We start from the raw sequence: 18,989 nt of genomic DNA, 5'->3' as shown, positions 1-18,989 counted from the left end.
CTAACCAAAACTCTGCTTTGGTTCAACCTAATGTCACCAAAGCATAGATATACTAACGCCTGAACTTTGGGTTAAATAGAAAAGGAATCAGTCAGTTATGGATGCAAATCTTTTACCCTATATCATCGTCGCCTTGGCTGGCGTGGTGGTTTACTCCGGCGTAGTCACCGTCAGACAGGGCTTCAACTACACCATCGAGCGCTTTGGTAAATATACACGAACCTTAGCGCCGGGCTTTCACTTCGTCATTCCGTTTATCGACAAGATAGGTAAGCGCATCAATATGATGGAACAAGTGCTGGATATTCCTAGCCAAGAAGTGATCAGTGCTGATAACGCCATGGTACGTATCGATGCACTGTGCTTTTTCATGCCTGTGAATGCCGCCAAAGCCAGTTACGAAGTGAATGATCTGGAACATGCACTGCGTCAGCTCACCATGACTAACATTCGTACCGTGCTTGGCTCCATGGAACTGGATCGTATGTTGTCAGAACGGGACGAAATCAACTCTCGCCTATTAAACGTGGTCGATGCCGCGGCCGCGCCGTGGGGGCTCAAAGTAAACCGTATCGAAATTAAAGATATCAACCCGCCACAGGATCTGGTGGAAGCGATGGCGAATCAGATGAAAGCGGAGCGTGAAAAGCGTGCCAACATCTTGGAAGCAGAGGGCTTTCGTCAAGCTGCCATTTTGAAAGCTGAAGGTGAAAAACAGTCACAAATCTTAGAAGCTGAAGGTCGCCGTGAAGCAGCATTCCGTGATGCAGAAGCGCGGGAACGTGAAGCCCAGGCCGAAGCGAAAGCCACCAAAGATGTATCAGAGGCGATCGCAGCAGGTGATAAGAACGCTCTTAATTACTTTGTTGCACAAAGTTATGTCGGTGCGATCGAAAAACTCGCGTCCGCAGACAACCAGAAAGTGCTGATACTGCCGACCGAAACCACCGGAATGCTTGGCGCACTGGATGGCATCAAAGAGCTACTCGGCAGTACCAAAGGAGGCTAAGGATGATGCCCATAATGGAATTTATGCAAACCATGGGACCGGAAGCATGGGCAATTCTTGGCATCACTTTAATTATTATTGAGGTGTTCGCGCCCAGCAGCTTTCTGCTTTGGCCCGGTTTATCTGCACTGACGGTGTCAGTCGGCATGTTGTTGTACCCACTTGCTTGGCAAGACCAATTCATCGTGTTTGCCGTATTGTCAGTTGTCATCACCTTAGTAGGGCGACGATTTTACAATCCGCAGCATATTATTAGCGATCAGCCTGAACTGAATATTGTCAGTAGTCGCTACATTGGTCACATCTATACGCTGGCAGAAGATAGCAACAATGGTCGTGGTCGCGTCAAGATCGGTGATTCTCTTTGGTTAGCAGAAATTGAGGGGGAGAAAAATCTCACCGCAGGCACACCAGTACAGGTGGTTGCTCAACGTGACACCGTATTGAAAGTGAAAGAGTTAGAGCCCTAGCCCTAGCCCTTCCCGCTGCATCACCTTCGTCAGCAGTTGCGCCGAATCTTCGGGGTGCTGCTGACAAATCCACATCCCCATCCGCTCAAACCCTCCCATCGCTTGGGTGATAGGAAAAAATTCGACATAAAGATCATTCCCCGGGCCAATATGCCAAGCATAGTTAAACGCGGGCTCACAGTTCAGGGCAGGCATCGCAGCACGCAATAGCTTGACCCCAAGCTGTACACCTCTGGTCATCGCGCTGAGCTGAGCAGCACTTAACTCATGCAAATAGCCTGTGCCGGTCGTTTTTAAGTGCAACATCATATGCAGCGGGCGGCGCATAAAATAGGGGATCAACAGCACCGCTTCACCGAGATCGGCAATAGTTAAATTAGCCGGATTTTCTGACAATAAAAAGTTGCTAAAGCTGCGCTGATGACGACGTTGAAAACTCCAATCATGAAAGCTGCGCTGCGGCATGATATTGCAAAAACTTATCTGCTGATGACCATGGCTTAGTGAAGCCCCTGCGGGAGCGCCAAAATTTTTGATGACCGACAGATGACCAAACTTATCAGCCAAAGCATCACTCGGCGGCATATAGCCTTCAGATGTCGTCAACAAGCGCTGCTCGAGTTCAGCGAGCCGTTGCACGGTAATCTCAAGATCCGCCAGCGGCATATTATGCCAATCCAGTTCATGAATAGAGCTGGTCCATTGCAGCAGATGCATGCCGTAAGTTGCCCGCCCATTACGCTCGGGATCTGGATAAAGGGGTTTATCTAATAACGATTCGTTCATCCGTTCGCAGGGAAACAAAATCGGATATAGGTTTTGCGAAATAAAAGTGAAGCCTCGGGACAGTGGCGTATAGTCGACAAAGCGAGTTTCAATACCCTCGCAGATCGGACAACCTTCATGCTCATCGTGCTCCGTCAGCGCGACCTCTTCCAAATCATGATGACGCAATGCTCGCGAGGCATTATAAATCACCATATTGCCGTCACGTGGATCCAGCTGACATAGCTGCTGCGGCACATGCCCTTCTATTTTTGGATCATCAGCCAACCAACTGCGTAATAACTCGGTATCCGCTTCCGCTAACGGCTTTGGCGGCAATAAATGACTGATCGTCTCGAAATCCAACTGTTTAGGCATATGTTTTTGGGACTTAATTACAATTCAACTCCTTAAATTTTTAGTACACTTTGCAGAAATAGGGGCTTATTTTAAATAATAAACAAGCCAAACTTAATCTGGAGAGGGCTGGGATGCAGGTTTTAGGCATAGATATCGGTGGTTCAGGCATTAAAGGCGCGGTAGTCGACTTGACCACAGGAGAGCTGGTCACCGAACGCCACCGGATCCCCACTCCGCAACCTGCCACGCCAGAACAAGTCGCCAACACAGTGGCTGAGCTGGTTGAGCACTTCGCGTGGAAAGGTCCCGTCGGTTGTGGTTTTCCCGCCGCGATCCAGCACGGCATTGCGCGTACCGCAGCAAATATCGACAAAAGCTTTATCGGCACCGATGTTGCCAAGCTGTTCAGTAACATAACAGAATGCCCCTGCTACGTACTCAACGATGCCGACGCTGCTGGAGTGACCGAGATGCACTTTGGTGCCGGCCGAGGGATCAAAGGTGTTGTACTGATGGTCACCATCGGCACCGGATTAGGCACAGCACTGTTCAGCGACGGTAAACTATTACCCAACACTGAACTAGGGCACATCCTGCTGGAAAATGGCCTTGAAGGTGAGCAGTATGCATCATCGGCGGTGCGCGAACGCGAAGAGTTAGGCTGGGGTAAGTGGGGTAAGCGTTTTAATACTTACCTGCAACAAATGGAAGCTCTGTTTTGGCCCGATATTATTCTTCTCGGTGGCGGTGCCAGTAAGAAATTTGAGAAATTCAGCGATAAAATTGAGGTCGATGCCTTGGTGACACCGGCAGCATCACTGAATCAGGCTGGGATCATCGGTGCCGCACTGTATGCTGCTGAACAGCACACCGGCGCAGATCTGACACAGCTGCCTGCCTAGCCGGGCAAATCAATATCGCTAGCGGTGAGAGCCTGCATCAATGCAGATTGACAGCTAGCAACTTCAAAGGTGCTCACTTTGATCTGTTCTGGCCAGCCATCAGCTGGCCAACCACCTTTTTGCAATAACGCCCGCAAAAACTGATCGGCAGAGGGTAGCTGATGCCATACCTGAGGCAAAAACACGGCTCTGCGCGCTCCCTGCTGTAACAGCACACCATCAATGTTGGGTCTTAGTTGATGGCATAACGCCTGATAATCCTCCGCCAAACAGGCCACTAAGGGCGACAACACAGAGACCTCCAGCGTTAACTCAGACAACTCATCACGCCCAACCGGGGCAAATCGTGGATCACGAAAAGCCGCATCATAAGCGTGCTCAATCAGATCTTGCCAAAGCGGTTGGATCGCCGACAAACCACCAATACATCCGCGCAGCTGCTCAGCTTTGTGCAAAGTGACAAAACAGCAAGCATACTCTTGCAGCCAAGCTGCTGAAGGGATCTCCGGAGGACGCCAGTGCTGTGCGCTGTCGACCGCTGACTCGATCGCTTTTGCGGCCAACCATAACAGTTGCGATTGCTGATTCTCACTGAGCGTAAACGGCAAAGCTGGCATAACCGACCACCCTGTTTTTATCGCCTGTGCTATCGCCTGAATTACACTGTGCTAACAGGCTTATCTCTGCTTTCTGGTTTTGCAGCAACGCCATGAGCCCATTGATGGCACGACAACCACAGGCGTCAGCTCCCTGCAGCTGCATTGACTTACTTAAGATCTGAGCAACGGTTTGTTGATCATGCCGCTGCGCGATTGGGTAACTCTCGAAATGGCTGAGATCACTGCTAACGACGATCAAGCAGCTTGGATCATGCCAAAAAGGCTCCAGTAACGCCGCCAGCGTTGTAGCGGGGATCTCGCCGACCACCACAGGCACAATCTCAAATTTCTGCAAACTGAGCTGCAAAAACGGCAGCTGTACCTCTAATCCATGTTCCAAACGGTGGGCTTCATCATGCCATTCTGCCCACTCTGAGGTTGCCAGCAACGCCAATGCGGCACGGTCCAACAGCAGCTGCCCTAGTGGCGTCGAAAACAATTCACAAGTTGGCAAAGCTAAGCCGTGCAACGGCACCCTGTGGTTAGGCCCCAACAACAGGACAGTACGGATCTGTTGCGCCCGCCCTTTTAACTGTGCGTAGCCTGCCGCAGCGACTTCACCTGAATACTGATAGCCGGCATGGGGAACAATAAGCGCTTTAGGCATACGTTCAAGTTGCGGCGTATTCATTAACCAGCAAGCGATCTCTGCAGCCAAGAGATCACCGTCGTCCGGGTAAAAGCTGCCCGCATGGGCTGCTTCACGAACCGTCATCATTCCTCCGCCAGCAACTAAACTCTTCTATGAGTATATCTGTTACTGGGATAAATATGACGGCGCCCCCCTCAAGTGACTATCATCCGACCCAATATTGGCAGCTCATGCCAGACAAAAGGGTGCAATGTACTCTTTGCCCTAAGCTCTGCACTTTACGTGAGGGCAAGCGCGGTGCCTGCTACGTGCGCATGGCACATGCAGGGAAAATTGTGCTCACCAGCTATGGTCGCTCTAGCGGATTCTGCATCGACCCTATCGAGAAGAAACCGCTCAACCATTTCTACCCTGGCAGCTCAGTGCTTTCATTCGGTACCGCTGGCTGCAATTTAGGCTGTAAGTTTTGTCAGAACTGGGATATCAGCAAATCCAGAGAGATGGATACACTCGCCGCAACAGCCAATCCGCAACAGATTGTTGCAGCAGCGACGCGTTATCAGTGCCGAAGTGTGGCTTTCACCTATAACGACCCGGTGATTTTTCTTGAGTACGCCACCGATGTCGCGCAAGCTTGTCGCGAACAACAAATTGAGGCTGTGGCCGTCTCCGCAGGCTATATCAACCCCCTACCCCGTGCGGATTTCTACCAAGCTATGAGCGCGGTGAATATCGACCTCAAAGCCTTTACTGAGCGCTTTTATCGCAAGCTATGCGCTGGCCACTTGGCGCCAGTGCTCGACACGCTGCTGTATCTCAAGCATGAAACTCAGGTGTGGCTGGAGATAACAAACCTAATCATCCCCGGAGAAAATGATTCTGCAGCGGAAATCACTGCGATGTGTGAGTGGCTAATCACCCATCTAGGCGCAGACGTGCCGCTACACTTCAGCGCTTTCCATCCAGACTTCAAAATGCGCGACACCCCAAGCACACCGAAGGAGACACTGCTTGGTGCACGTGACATCGCCAAACAGATAGGGCTGCACCATGTCTACTTGGGTAATATTCATCACTCGCCCTCAGACAGCAGCTACTGCGCTAACTGCGGCGAGCGCCTGATCGAACGGGACTGGTATCAGTTGGGTGAATATAAGCTAACAGCCGATGGCTGCTGCCCCAAATGCCAAAGCCCACTGGCGGGCCGCTTTCACCATCACGCAGAACGTTTTGGTGCCAAGCGGATCCCCGTCAGCATCAAGGGTTAAGCATCCATTGCATAGCGTACTCCACATGCAGGAGGGTAGAGTCAAGTAATGGGATATGGTGAGTCTGTTCGCGCATTAGCATCGCTAGCTCGGTGCAACCTAACAGAATCGCCTGTGCCCCCTGTTGCTCCAATGCATCAATGGTCAGCAATAGCTCGGCCTCGGATGCATCGCGGATCTCACCATGGCAAAGCTCTTTGAAAATAATATCGTGGATCAGCCTTTGAGTCCGCTGATCTGGCGTGATGACGTCGATACCATGTACCAACTCCAAGCGTTCACGGTAGAAAGGTTCTTCCATAGTGAAGCGGGTGCCCAGCAAACCAATCTTCTTAATCCCCATCTGCTTGGCTTTAACGGCAGTGATATCAATGATGTTTAGTACCGGGATCGACAACTGATTTTCCAGCTGTGGTGCCACCTTGTGGATCGAATTGCTACACAACAATAAACCTTCGGCTCCCGCTCGTTCCAACTTTTGCGACGCATGCAGGATCTTCTGACCCACCGCAGTCCAGTCTCCTTGCTCTTGCAACGTGGCTATTTCACGAAAATTGAAGCTGTATATCAAAGTGCTGGCGGAATTAAGACCACCTAAACGCTCATAGATCTCTTCATTCAAGGACTTATAGTAGATGGCTGTCGATTCCCAGCTCATTCCTCCTACCAAACCAATTGTTTTCAACTCAAACCTATCCTTACGTCCAGCGACGTCCTATTCTCAGCGTTAAACCCGATCAACCGGAATAGCTGCCAGCGATTTTCCATACCAAGTGTCACAGCCACCGTGGCCAGTGCACCCCTTAGGTTGTTGCAAACGACGATAACCTTGGCACAAATACAACGCATTTGCCGCCGCCATACTGGCCAAAGTCTCCAAATAACAATAGCAGTAATGTTGCGCAGCCCACTCCTCTAAACGCACTAACAATTGCCGTCCCCAGCCGAACCCTCTGCCTGCAGCAGCTAAATACATTTTTTGCAGCTCACAAACGCCATCATCGTTCCCTGCCAGCGGGCCGATGCCTCCGCCCCCAAGCAGCACACCATCCTGCTCAATCACCAGATAGTGACATTTTTCATTTTGATAAGTCTGATACATCTGATCCAGTGACGGATCTTGCCATGCAAAGCCCGGCTGATTGGCACCAAATTCAGTTAATACACGACGAATAACGGCTGCTAAGGCAACATTATCCCTAGCTTCAATCTCACGAATAATCACAATCTAGCCATCACTACATATCATCCATTCTTGCGACGCCATGCACCATACGTCGTTGACGCTCCTGCTCATGGCCGATCAAATTGAGCAGTAGCTCCTCAGTCTCTGTAGACACCGCGTTTGGCACTTGCTGTGATAACAATGCCATCAGCTCATTGTCGAATTTAAGCACCAGCTTCAGTAACTGATGCTCATCAATATCCTCTGCCAGTTGGTAGGCCTGTAGCCGCTCCAATAAATCGGTTTCCCCGGTGTTTTCGAACCAAGTATCCAAAGCCGCCGCAGGCGCTAACTCCATATATTCAACCAGTGCTTGCTGCTGCTCACGCTCTTTACTGGCAAGAAACTGCAATAACAGCTGGCTGCGGGGGTTCTTTAAGTCAGGCAGCCAGGATTGATATCTGTTCGCCAATGCCAAGCGTGCTTCAGCGACAAACGCCAAAAGTTCTCGAGCTTGCTTAAAACGCATATAGCCTCCTCAGCCCTGCCCTGTTAATGCCTGAGGCAGGTACAAAAAGGGCCCGCATCGCGAGCCCTTTCACTGGGTTAATCGGCAAACTTAATGCCAATATCCTGATGTTGGTCTCTGGCTTCCGCACTTTTGGGGAGCACTACTTTTAGCACCCCTTTACGATATTCAGCACAGATCCCTTCTCTGTTAATGGCTGCATGAAGCGGTATCCGGCGTTCAAAATGCCCGTAGAAACGCTCCTGTAGATGGTAACCACGGGGATCCTCTTCTTCATCCCGCGCCAACTGCTTTTCTCCCTTAAGGATCAGCTGATCACCATCAAACTGCAGCTGAATATCCTGTTCTTTAATATCAGGTAACTCGGCCGTGACCACAATCTGGTCATCTTTCTCAACGACATCGACGGCAGGTGCGTTCCAATCTGCCATTCCATGTTGAGCCCATTTCAGGCCTGTCCCTGAAAACTCATCAAACAGACTATTTATACGTTGCTGCAATGTGTCTACTGGCATCGACTTGTCGCCAAACAGAGATGGAAAAAGCGGTTTCATAACGCCTCCTCCTCACCATTCAGTGAGTAAACACCTACACATCAGAGGCCACAGACTACTTGGCCTCACTCTTAATATAGCGCGGCAGCTGCACCGCGATAGTGCAATTAGACTTGGCAATGATCGGGATCAAGAATCAGTTTTTGCTTGTTCACGCTGCCACGCATCGATCATTTCTGGCACCACCACAACGACGCCATTGCGGCTGACATAAAACCGCTTTGCATCTAGAACCAAGTCTTCTCCAATCACCATGCCATCAGGGATCTCGCAGCGCTCGGCGATCACGGCTCTGCGAATACGGCAATGCCGTCCAACTTGTACCGACGGCATTAACACGGCGTCCTCAACACTGGAGCCCTGCTCAACCGTCACTTTGTATGAGAGTAAGGAACGCTTAACCACGCCCCCAGAGATAATACAGCCAGCTGAAACCATGCTGTTTAGCGCCATGCCACAATACTTTTCATCCTCAAACACAAACTTGGCGGCAGGAAGCTGCTCTTGATAGGTCCAGATAGGCCAACGCTCATCATACAAATTAAGTTCAGGGTCAATGTTCACCAGGTCCATACTGGCCTGGTAATATTCATCAATGTTCCCTACATCTTTCCAATACGGCTGTACCGATGCGCTATCATCCTCGTAGCAATAAGCGTAGGTATTATGATGAGCCACACACTTAGGAATAATATCCATACCAAAGTCGTGGCTTGAATGAGGATTACTGCCATCGGCCATCAGCATTTTTTCTAGAAACGCCATCTCAATTACATAGATACCCATGCTGGCTAACGTCATATCTTCCCGTCCAGGCATAGGTGTTGGCTGTTCCGGCTTTTCAACAAACTCGGTAATACGATGATTGTCATCAATCGACATCACACCAAACTCAGCGCCCCGCTCTTTTGGCACAGGAATACAGCCGATGGTGATATCTGCACCGGTTTCCACATGCTGGGAGAGCAGCAAGGTGTAATCCATCTTATATACATGATCGCCACCGAGAATAAGCACACGTTCAGGTCGTTGGTCGCGCAGAAAACTCAGATTTTGATAGATCGCATCTGCCGTCCCGCGGTACCAACTGGTACCGATCTGCTGCTGCGCCGGAATGATATTAACAAACTCGCCAAACTCACCGCGAAAGTGACCCCAAGCGCGCTGCAAATGGATGATCAGTTCTGAAGCCTTGTATTGCGTCAGCACACCGATACGCCTGATACCGGAATTCACGCAGTTAGATAGGGTAAAGTCGATGATGCGATATTTACCGCCAAAAGGTGTAGCGGGCTTGGCACGGGCACGGGTCAAGTGCATTAAGCGCTCGCCACGACCACCAGCTAAAATCATCGCCAGTGTTGAGCGAGTTAACTCATTGACATAATTTCCCGGGATCCGAGAAGAGGGCATTCCGTTTTTCACCGTTCCTTTCCGCTTCGACAGCTTAACGACACTTCACAATCTAGTTGCTTAGTGCAAAGCAAGCGATAGCCAATGGTAAAAAAATATTGAAAAATCGATGTTTATAACGAAATAAGCTCGCAGTTGCCGGAATATTAATCGCCAACCTCGACAGCCACAGAACAATTGGCGCAGATTAACCATCTAGAGCCGCTTCTGATGGTCTTAATGAACACAGCAATGGTCTCATCGACCATCAAAAATATACTGCGGGTGCAGTCAATCAAGACAACGAGCTTGATTCAAGCGCTTGCTTGTCAGCTCAACGCTTGCTGAAAATACCAATGGTGAACAATAAATCGATGATCGCGAAAAGCGATCGGACGCAGCTTCAGAAGATAGCGAATATCGAATAGCAAGAAACGAAAAATGAGAATAATGAAAAAATAGAGGAAAATTGGAGCGGCACACGAGGTTCGAACTCGTGACCTCGACCTTGGCAAGGTCGCGCTCTACCAGCTGAGCTAGTGCCGCTTATAGAAGATGCCTTAAGAAGAGAAAATTGGAGCGGCACACGAGGTTCGAACTCGTGACCTCGACCTTGGCAAGGTCGCGCTCTACCAGCTGAGCTAGTGCCGCTTCGTATTTCTGGACATCATGTTGAATTGGAGCGGCACACGAGGTTCGAACTCGTGACCTCGACCTTGGCAAGGTCGCGCTCTACCAGCTGAGCTAGTGCCGCTTATCAACGTGCTTTGCGGAGGTCATTCCCACAAGGCGAGCCGCATTTTACAAAATTAAGAGGGCAATGCAAGCCCAGATGCCAATTTTCACTTAAAGAAGTGCGCTCGATAGTACTTCAACTCTGCAATTGACTCGCGAATATCATCAAGCGCCAGATGCGTACCTTGCTTGGTAAAACCAGTCAATAACTCCGGCGTCCAGCGCCGACAAAGCTCTTTAATAGTACTGACATCGATATTGCGATAATGGAAGAACGTTTCTAATTCAGGCATATAGGCGTCTAAAAAGCGGCGATCCTGGCCAATGCTGTTACCACACATAGGTGACTTGCCAGCGGGCACCCATTGCTTGAGAAATGCCAGTGTTTGCTCGATGGCGTCTTGCTCAGTGACCTTACTGGCTCGAACACGCTCCACTAGGCCACTATTGGTGTGGGTTGTCGTGCACCACTCATCCATTGCCGCCAGCGCTTCCTCCGGTTGGTGGATCGCCAGCACAGGACCTTCTGCCAAGATGTTCAACTCCTTGTCAGTGACAATGGTCGCCATCTCGATTATCACGTCATTACGCGGATCTAAGCCTGTCATTTCCAGGTCAACCCACACCAGATTATCTTCGCTGACTACCATCTCTATCCCCTGCTAGCTGCCCCACAACGAATGATGCGGTCATCGCAGCCCTAAATGCAGTATCATACTGGTAATTTGCAAAACCCCCAACCCGGACACTGGATAGAGTTTGTGGCTAAAAAGAAGAAACTGACCAAAGGGCAGATCCGCAGAGTTCGCGCAAATCAAAAGCGCCGTCTCGACAAAGCTGAGGGCTCCTTAGATTCAGCGCTGCCAGAAGATGACCAACTCGATACGCCACAAACCGGCGTGATCGTCAGCCGCTTTGGTCAGCACTGTGACGTTGAAAGTGAAGACGGCAAGATCCGACGCTGCAACAGTCGCCGCACCATAGAAAGCCTGGTGACCGGTGACAAGGTGATCTGGCGCGCCTATAAGCAAGCAGATGAATCCAGTGGTTTAGGTGGCGTTGTCGAAGTGGTACAACCCCGAACCAGCGAACTGTGCCGTCCCGATTTCTACGATGGCCTAAAGCCCGTCGCAGCCAATATCGATCAGATCCTAATTGTCACCTCCGTGTTGCCGGCATTTTCCAGTCAGATCATTGATCGTTATCTGGTGGCTTCAGAAAACATCGAAATAGAACCCGTCATCGTGCTGAATAAAACCGATCTATTGGATGATGCAACGCGGCAAGAGATAGCGCCAGTATTGGAGAATTATCGCAAACTGGGTTACCGAGTTTTAGAAGCCAGCAGCCTCACCTTTGAAGGCTTAGAGCCGATCAGAACCGCCCTCATCGACCGTATCAGTGTGTTTGTTGGTCAGTCCGGTGTCGGGAAATCATCGCTGATCAATTCACTGTTACCAGAAGCGGAAGAGGTGATCGGTGATGTATCCAGTAATTCAGGCTTAGGCCAACACACCACCACTGCGGCCAAATTATTACACCTACCGGGCGGAGGCGATTTAATTGACTCACCTGGGGTGCGTGAGTTTGCCTTATGGCATCTAGAGCCTGAGCGGGTGACCTGGTGCTTTAGAGAACTTAGAGAGCTGATTGGCGGTTGCCGCTTCAGAGACTGTAAACACGGTGACGATCCTGGCTGTATTATTCGCGAAAAAGTGGAACTCGGCGAGATTAGCCAACTCAGATATGACAACTATCATCATATCTTAACCACCATGGACAGTGACAAACCGAAGCGACAGCGTCCTTTATAGGCGCAGCCATAACCGAGCTGCGATGACAGTCAACGGCTGATGGTCTAAAATGCCGCAGCACTGCACCAAGAAATTTATTTATTTTTAAGTGAGAACAACGTGTTAGATAAACTAAAAGTCGCCTTACAATACTGTTTCCCACAACATGGTTTATCCCGCTTAGTCGGTTGGATAGCCGCCGCAGAAGCGGGCAAGGTCACCACAGCGTTTATCCGTTGGTTTATCGGCAAGTATCAGGTCAACATGTCGGAAGCGGTGGAATCGGCACCCGAAGCCTACAGTAGCTTTAATCAGTTCTTCACTCGCCCTCTTAAAGAGGGTGTCCGCCCTCTCGATGAAAACAGCCACTCATTGGTACACCCTGTCGATGGTACCGTCAGCCAATTGGGCCCAATTGAAGAGGGGCGAATTTTCCAGGCCAAAGGGTTCCACTATACGAGTACTGCACTGCTTGGCGGCGATCCCGCCACCGCCGAACCATTTAATCAGGGTGACTTCGCTACCATCTATCTTGCTCCGCGTGACTATCATCGTATGCACATGCCGCTCGACGGCACACTCAAAGAGATGATCTACGTGCCGGGTAAGCTGTTCTCGGTAAACCCACTGACCGCAGAAAATGTCCCTGAATTGTTTGCGCGTAATGAGCGTGTTGTTGCGATTTTTGATACCGAAGTTGGCCCAATGGCGATGGTACTGGTCGGCGCCACCATCGTTGCCAGCATCGAAACCGTTTGGGCTGGCACCGTCACGCCTCCAGCAGGCAAGCAAGTATTCCGTTGGACCTATCCCGCTGAGGGCAACGAAGCCGTGAAGCTTAAGCGCGGCGAAGAGATGGGCCGCTTCAAGCTTGGTTCTACCGTGGTGATGCTATTCGGCAAAGACGCCATCAACTTCAACCCTGAGCTTGAAAGTGGTGTGGTAACACGTATGGGCGAGGCGATGGCCAGCCGCAAATGACCGACAGTGGTCGCAGCTTATGCTACCTGCATGGATCGGTACTGCTGTTTGGCGGTACCGCCCTGTTTGCCAAGTTAATCCCACTACCCGCGCTTGAAATAACGGTCTTTCGCTGTGTAGTCGCCGCCCTTTTTCTTGCCAGTTTTCTGCTCGTTTCAGGTAAAAAACTGCGCTTGGCCTGCGGTAAAGATTATCTGATCGCGCTGTTCCTTGGGGTGTTGGTGGGTTTCCATTGGGTAACCTATTTTGCCGCCATGCAACTGGCCGGCATTGCCATCGGCATGATCGCACTATTTAGCTTCCCGGTGATGACCGTGGTATTAGAACCACTGTTTAACAAGCAGTTACCGCACAAGGCCGATCTGTTTGCCGCCGTCGCTGTGCTCGCCGGCATTATTTTGATGGTTCCCGCACCATCATTCGGTAATGAAGTGACGCTGGGTATTGCCACGGGACTGTTTTCAGCACTGCTATACACGTTACGCAATATTTTTCATAAACGTCTGTTTAGTCGCTATAGCGGCCCTCAGGCAATGAGCTACCAAACTGCTGTTGCCGCCATCATCTTGTCGGCACTGCTTGAGATCCCGCCCACGGATGTGAGCCCCCATAGTTGGATGTTATTAGCACTCTTGGGCATCCTATTTACCGCTATGCCCCATGCGATGGTGGCAGAAAGCCTGCGTAAGTTACCTGCAAAAACCGTCGGCTTAGTCTCCTGTCTGCAACCACTTTATGGCACCCTTGCAGCCATCTGGATATTGAATGAGTATCCATCGCTCACCACGGTCATAGGTGGCAGCATTGTGATCAGTGCTGCGATTTGGGAAACCTGGCGCGCCCAGCGCCGTTAAAACAGCCCCCCGTCACCACCAGCACCGTATCCTCGGAATAATATTCATCAGCAAACAAAGACTTGCCTGTTATGCGGCGCTGCACCTAGGATAAAGAGATAACAATAAGGATCTCTTATTTATGCGCTTTCTAGTTCTCACTCTGAGCCTATTGCTTTGCAGTCACCTGTCTTTCGCCGCGGGGGATAAAACCGACATCCCTGACGCTACCGAACTGGAAGCCAAATTAGCGGCATTGAATACCGAAAGTTCCCCGGAGCTGGCGCGTATCTATGAGAGTATTTTGTCGGAACTCAGATTGACCCATGATGCTGAAGAGACGCGTTCGCGTTATCAAAAAATTATCGATAACTATGCCGACCTAAGCAATCAACGAGCTGCCGAGTTCACTCAATTACAAAAGCAGAAGCAGGCCGCCGCGCCCAAGGATGACAGTCAATTAGAGCTACTGATTTCGCAAAAAGATGCTGAGTTAGTCCAAGAGCAGAGTCGACTGAGCGCCCTAGACCAACGTATCACACGCATAAACCAACGCATCCCCTTGATCCCGCAAGATATCGACAAGCTGAAAACCGAACAACGCGCATTAAGGCAACAACTCAGTAAAGCCCCTGCCGCCAGTACAGCGAAAGAGGGGGAAGCCCAACAGTGGCTAGTCATCGCTAAAATCAACCGTATTGCCGCCGCGGTACAGGCGTTAGAGATTGAACAGCTTAGTAGCAACAATCGTCTTGAACTCTACCGTCTAGAGCGTGAATGGGTGTCACTGAAGCAAGACCAACTCAATCAACAGCTCAACGAGTGGCGAGAGCGATTAAGTAAACAGCGACGCGCAGACACCGCCGAACTGGTTGAAGCAGCAAAGCAGGGAGCAGAATCTCAGTTACAGGAGCAAGACCCGCTACTCACCGAACAAGCAGCGAAAAACGAAGAGTGGGCAACACACCTCACCAACCTGACCGAGCTAATCGAGCACACCTCCAGCTTACGCACTCAGACCGCCGCAGCATCTAACGAGTTGATGCAAGAGCGCTCGTTACTACAGGAACAGCTCGGCTTAAGCGACATGGGCGCCGCATTAGGTGAACGATTACTGGGCCAATATGAATCCCTCAATCAGGTTAAACCCGATACCACACTTGAAGAGCGTATCGCTAAGGCACGCGTATGGCGTTTCCGCTATCGAGAACAAGCCGACCTACTGAAAGACAGAAGCGGTCTGATACAATCGCTATTAGCCGAGCAAAAAACCTTACTCACCCCTGCGAAGCGCGAGCGGTTAAACAAGCTACTGGATACCCGTGAGCAACTCGTCAACCAACTCACAAACCTGCAAGAAAAATATATTCTCGAGCTGGCAAAGTATCAGGGCGAAGAGAAACAACGCCTGGCAAATGCCGAGGCTTTGCGAGAACTGATCAGCCAGCACCTACTATGGGTGGCCAATGCCAAACCGATCAGCTTTGGATGGCTTACCAATGCCATTAAAAGTGTCCCACGTTTTGCCGATCAGGGTATTTGGATCGATATAAAGCTCGCCGCCCAAAGCTCACCGTTGAAACTAAGCCTGTTTATTGCCATCTGTTTGCTGACCTTGTTGCTGCACAACACCAAACGACGTTATCTGCAACAAGAGATCTCCGAGCTAGCGAAACCGGTTGGGCGTGTTACCCAAGATGACATCAGCTACACGCTGAAAGCACTGGCATGGAGCTTCTTCGCCGCCGCCATCTACCTACTGCCCCTGCTTGGGCTCGCTTGGTTGTTCCACGTACCGCCATGGGAACACCCCCATGCATCTGCGGTAGGCAGTTCAGCCCAAAGTACCTCCTACACTCTAATGGTCGTGCTGCTTATTCATCATCTATGCCGCCCAGACGGCGTACTCTGTTGCCATTTTGGCCGCAATGTTAAGGTCACCAGTGCTTTTGCCAAGGTTATTTACCAGTTTGGTATGGCCTATATCCCCATCGCTGCAATCTCCTCATTCAGTAACCACTTTAGCGATCCGTTGATCAATGCCGGGCTGGGTAGAATGCTGTTTATGGTGATGTGTTTGTTGCTTATCGTGATGCTGCAACGCGTTACCTACGTTTATCTGCAACACGTCAACTTCTCTTCGCAACAAAAGAAATGGTTCACACTGTTCCGCTGGACGCTAATTTGTGTTCCATTCGCCGCATTCATCGCCTCGTTTAGTGGTTACTACTATTCCGGACGCGTGTTGCTAAGCTTGGTGGCCGACTCGCTAATTATCAGCAGTGGATTTTGGCTAATCTATTTAGTTGCCTACCGCTTTATGGCCATCCAGGAACGCCGAGTGGCCTATGAACGAGCCAAGGCAAAACGTGCAGAACTGATTGCGCAACGCGAGAAAGAGCAAAATCAGGAAGACACCAGTGTTGATAAAACGATTGAACTGGAAGAGTACGAAGTAGACGTTGATCAACTCAAAGCGCAAGCGCTGCGCTTAATTCGCACCAGTTTACTACTGGGCCTCGCATTTGTGCTGATGGCCGTATGGAGTGATGTACTGTCTGCCCTAACCTGGCTGGACGACATTGTGGCTTGGCAAACGCAAAGCGGCGATGTCACCGTGGATATCACCTTGAAAAAGATGCTGACCGGGGCGATCACCCTGATCATGACCTTTATTATTGCCCGCAACCTGCCTAGTTTAATAGAGCTGGCCATCTTACAACGTTTAACATTGGAGCCCGGCGTCGGCTTTGCCATCTCCACCCTCACCCGTTATGGCGCAACGCTCATTGGTTTGCTCTGGGGCTTTAGTATTATTGGCTTTGAATGGTCTAAATTGCAGTGGCTAGTTGCCGCGCTGGGTGTTGGCTTGGGCTTCGGCCTGCAGGAGATCTTCGCCAATATGGTCTCAGGTCTGATCATCCTGTTTGAACGTCCTATTCGACCAGGAGATACCGTCACTATTGATAACCTCAGTGGTACGGTGAGTAAAATTCATATCCGCGCCACTACTATTGTTGACTGGGATAGAAAAGAGATCGTTATCCCTAATAAGACCTTTATTACTCAACAATTTATCAACTGGTCGCTCAGCGATGGCATCACCCGCGTGGTGCTTAAAGTCGGGGTCGCCTATGGTTCAGATGTTGATTTAGTGGAAAGACTGCTGCGTGAAACGACGCAAGAGTGTGCCAATGTATTAGACACACCTGAGCCCAGCGTGTTTTTCCTTGGCTTCGGTAACAGTACCTTGGACTTTGAAGTGCGTGTATTTACCTCTGAATTGGGTCAACGCCTACCGGTCACTCATCGTATGCACCAGCTGATTAACGCCAAGTTTAATGACCATGGCGTGACTATCGCCTTCCCGCAACTCGATGTGCATATGTTTCGAGGTAAATAGTCTTAGAAAGTCAGTGATTGATAGTGATCAAAGGGCAGGCAGATAACTGCCTGCCAGCTCAATTGGCAACGAGAATGCCGATCATTTCAACAGTTATAAGAGCAACTTAACGATAAGCTGAGCGCCATTGATTCAGTACAGGAACGGATACGTGTCATGGTTGAATGGAAAAAAATGCTGTTCTGTGTGATTTGCTTTGTGGTCGTCATGCTGATGCCAATAGAGTGGATCCCCCTGGCGGGCATTAACATCGTTCAGCAACGTCTGCTGGCCATATTTGTACTGGCGGCATTACTTTGGGTACTTGAGCCTATCCCTGTATTTGCCACATCACTGCTCATTATCAGCCTGCTGTTGACACTGATTTCCAATCAAGGGCTGGCTCCCGCCATCTCAGCCATACAGCAGCAAGATCCAGCACTGTTACTGCACTATAAATCTATTTTTGCCGCGTTTAGTTCACCTATTATTATTCTGTTTTTAGGTGGCTTTGCTTTGGCCGTGGCCGCCACAAAATATGAGCTAGATATCAACCTCGCCCGCGTGCTACTGAAACCGTTTGGCACCCAACCCAAGTTTGTGATGCTGGGGCTGATGCTGATCACCGCTGTCTTCTCCATGTTTATGTCCAACACCGCAACCACAGTGATGATGCTCGCGATCTTGGCACCGGTCCTTAGCGGCTTACCTGACGAAGACCCTGGAGTACGCGGCTTGGTATTGGCCGTGCCGGTCGCCGCCAACGTTGGTGGTATTGGTACCCCGATTGGCACGCCACCTAACGCCATTGCGCTGCAATACTTAGTGGGTGAACACAGCGTCAGTTTTGGTACTTGGATGGCCTTCGCTATCCCATTTGTTATCGTCATGCTGGCATTCGCCTGGGTACTGCTACAGAAACTATTTCCAACCCAGTCAGCGGAAGTCAAAGTTAACATCGACAGTAAGTTCCGCCGCAGCCCTCAGGCATGGATCGTCTACATCACATTCGCCACCACTATCCTGTTGTGGTTGACCACCAAACTGCACGGCATGAATGCCTACGTGGTGGCGATACTGCCGCTCACGGTATTCACCATGACCCGGATTATCACCAAAGAAGATCTGAAAAAATTCAACTGGGATGTGATTTGGCTCGTCGCTGGTGGTATCGCCATTGGTGCAGCACTAGAAAATACCGGGCTCGCCTCGTCACTGGCCCACAGTGTTGACTACTCGGTGATGACCGTCTTCTGGATCATCGTATCACTGGCAATATTGTGCTGGATGATGGCGAACTTTATGTCCAATACCGCCACGGCTAACTTACTGATGCCAATTGCCGCCGCAATGGCCACCACCCTCAGCGCCAGTGGCCAGCTCGAAGATGTGCGACTGCTGCTGATTATCGTGGCGATGTCCGCTTCGATGGGCATGGTATTACCGGTAAGCACCCCACCCAATGCACTGGCGTATGCGTCTGGCAAAATCAGCAATGGCGACATGGCCAAAGTAGGTATCATCGTCAGTAGTTTGGGTATCTTGATTTTACTGGTGGTCGCGAAATTAATGCTCTAACCAGCAGCTCGAATACTTAAAA

18 protein-coding genes and 3 tRNA genes are annotated in these 18,989 nt (G+C 50.4%); 9 read left to right on the top strand and 12 right to left on the bottom strand.

Translation table 11 applies throughout. From position 1 onward, the window contains the following. Positions 1-97: 97 nt before the first annotated feature. Together DU002_RS03250 and DU002_RS03245 are read left to right on the top strand one after the other, a co-directional pair. Positions 98-1,009 (top strand): SPFH domain-containing protein, encoded by a 912-nt coding sequence (locus DU002_RS03250; protein ID WP_114336932.1) that lies wholly within the window; start codon positions 98-100, stop codon positions 1,007-1,009. A gap of 2 nt (positions 1,010-1,011) precedes the next feature. Then, the gene (locus DU002_RS03245; RefSeq protein WP_114336931.1) at positions 1,012-1,479 is read left to right on the top strand and encodes an NfeD family protein; all 468 of its coding nucleotides are present in this window, start codon (positions 1,012-1,014) and stop codon (positions 1,477-1,479) included. Here DU002_RS03245 and DU002_RS03240 read toward each other — a convergent pair. Further along, positions 1,468-2,622: an HIT family protein gene (locus DU002_RS03240; RefSeq protein WP_114336930.1), complete on the bottom strand. Its 1,155-nt coding sequence runs from the start codon at positions 2,620-2,622 to the stop codon at positions 1,468-1,470. The two genes, DU002_RS03245 and DU002_RS03240, sit on opposite strands and share 12 nt — an antisense overlap. A gap of 113 nt (positions 2,623-2,735) precedes the next feature. Between DU002_RS03240 and ppgK the strand changes: the two genes are divergently transcribed. Next, the gene (ppgK, locus tag DU002_RS03235; RefSeq protein ID WP_114336929.1) at positions 2,736-3,506 is read left to right on the top strand and encodes a polyphosphate--glucose phosphotransferase; all 771 of its coding nucleotides are present in this window, start codon (positions 2,736-2,738) and stop codon (positions 3,504-3,506) included. Here the strand turns inward: ppgK and amrA are convergent. Beyond that, positions 3,503-4,123 (bottom strand): AmmeMemoRadiSam system protein A, encoded by a 621-nt coding sequence (gene amrA, locus DU002_RS03230; RefSeq protein ID WP_114336928.1) that lies wholly within the window; start codon positions 4,121-4,123, stop codon positions 3,503-3,505. The genes ppgK and amrA overlap by 4 nt on opposite strands. Continuing rightward, a complete protein-coding gene (gene amrB, locus DU002_RS03225; RefSeq protein WP_114336927.1) occupies positions 4,095-4,883 on the bottom strand; it encodes an AmmeMemoRadiSam system protein B in 789 nt (262 codons plus the stop codon). Before amrB ends, amrA begins: the two co-directional genes overlap by 29 nt. A 53-nt stretch (positions 4,884-4,936) precedes the next feature. Between amrB and amrS the strand changes: the two genes are divergently transcribed. Next, the gene (gene amrS, locus DU002_RS03220; RefSeq protein ID WP_114336926.1) at positions 4,937-6,025 is read left to right on the top strand and encodes an AmmeMemoRadiSam system radical SAM enzyme; all 1,089 of its coding nucleotides are present in this window, start codon (positions 4,937-4,939) and stop codon (positions 6,023-6,025) included. Here amrS and DU002_RS03215 read toward each other — a convergent pair. From DU002_RS03215 to orn, 9 genes are all read right to left on the bottom strand, one after another. Next, on the bottom strand, positions 6,015-6,710 hold the full coding sequence (locus DU002_RS03215) for an aspartate/glutamate racemase family protein (RefSeq protein ID WP_114336925.1): 696 nt from the start codon (positions 6,708-6,710) through the stop codon (positions 6,015-6,017). The genes amrS and DU002_RS03215 overlap by 11 nt on opposite strands. 42 nt (positions 6,711-6,752) lie before the next feature. Next, a complete protein-coding gene (locus DU002_RS03210) occupies positions 6,753-7,250 on the bottom strand; it encodes a GNAT family N-acetyltransferase (RefSeq protein ID WP_114336924.1) in 498 nt (165 codons plus the stop codon). Positions 7,251-7,263: 13 nt separating this feature from the next. Further along, complete coding sequence (locus DU002_RS03205) at positions 7,264-7,719, bottom strand: hypothetical protein (protein ID WP_114336923.1); 456 nt, start codon at positions 7,717-7,719, stop codon at positions 7,264-7,266. Positions 7,720-7,796: 77 nt separating this feature from the next. Then, a complete protein-coding gene (locus DU002_RS03200) occupies positions 7,797-8,273 on the bottom strand; it encodes an Hsp20/alpha crystallin family protein (protein ID WP_114336922.1) in 477 nt (158 codons plus the stop codon). 129 nt (positions 8,274-8,402) lie between these two features. Further along, positions 8,403-9,698 carry a glucose-1-phosphate adenylyltransferase gene (gene glgC / locus DU002_RS03195; protein ID WP_325048489.1) on the bottom strand — a complete coding sequence of 432 codons (1,296 nt, stop codon included), beginning with the start codon at positions 9,696-9,698 and terminating at the stop codon, positions 8,403-8,405. A gap of 437 nt (positions 9,699-10,135) precedes the next feature. Then, positions 10,136-10,211: transfer RNA gene (locus DU002_RS03190), tRNA-Gly, on the bottom strand. 29 nt (positions 10,212-10,240) lie between these two features. Then, positions 10,241-10,316 (bottom strand) — tRNA-Gly (locus DU002_RS03185). Between the two features lie 27 nt (positions 10,317-10,343). Further along, a tRNA-Gly gene (locus DU002_RS03180) sits at positions 10,344-10,419 on the bottom strand. Between the two features lie 88 nt (positions 10,420-10,507). Then, entirely contained in the window at positions 10,508-11,050 is a 543-nt protein-coding gene (orn, locus tag DU002_RS03175; RefSeq protein WP_114336920.1) for an oligoribonuclease, read from the bottom strand. Between the two features lie 111 nt (positions 11,051-11,161). On the opposite strand from orn, the gene rsgA reads away from it, so the two are divergent. The 5 genes from rsgA (at position 11,162) to DU002_RS03150 (ending at position 18,967) form a co-directional block, all read left to right on the top strand. Continuing rightward, a complete protein-coding gene (gene rsgA / locus DU002_RS03170) occupies positions 11,162-12,214 on the top strand; it encodes a small ribosomal subunit biogenesis GTPase RsgA (RefSeq protein ID WP_114337368.1) in 1,053 nt (350 codons plus the stop codon). Positions 12,215-12,313: 99 nt separating this feature from the next. Next, on the top strand, positions 12,314-13,174 hold the full coding sequence (gene asd / locus DU002_RS03165; RefSeq protein ID WP_114336919.1) for an archaetidylserine decarboxylase: 861 nt from the start codon (positions 12,314-12,316) through the stop codon (positions 13,172-13,174). Continuing rightward, positions 13,171-14,028 (top strand): DMT family transporter, encoded by an 858-nt coding sequence (locus tag DU002_RS03160; RefSeq protein WP_114336918.1) that lies wholly within the window; start codon positions 13,171-13,173, stop codon positions 14,026-14,028. The genes asd and DU002_RS03160 overlap by 4 nt, the downstream gene beginning before the upstream one ends. 121 nt (positions 14,029-14,149) lie before the next feature. After that, positions 14,150-17,410 carry a mechanosensitive ion channel domain-containing protein gene (locus tag DU002_RS03155; protein WP_114336917.1) on the top strand — a complete coding sequence of 1,087 codons (3,261 nt, stop codon included), beginning with the start codon at positions 14,150-14,152 and terminating at the stop codon, positions 17,408-17,410. A 156-nt stretch (positions 17,411-17,566) separates the two neighbouring features. Beyond that, positions 17,567-18,967, top strand: a complete 1,401-nt coding sequence (locus DU002_RS03150; protein ID WP_114336916.1) for an SLC13 family permease — start codon at positions 17,567-17,569, stop codon at positions 18,965-18,967. Positions 18,968-18,989: the final 22 nt, after the last annotated feature.

Source organism: Corallincola holothuriorum, from assembly GCF_003336225.1.
In the GTDB taxonomy this organism is placed as follows: Bacteria; Pseudomonadota; Gammaproteobacteria; order Enterobacterales; family Neiellaceae; genus Corallincola; species Corallincola holothuriorum.
Note: the sequence above shows the minus strand (reverse complement) of the source record. Positions and strands in the feature narration are given on the sequence as shown.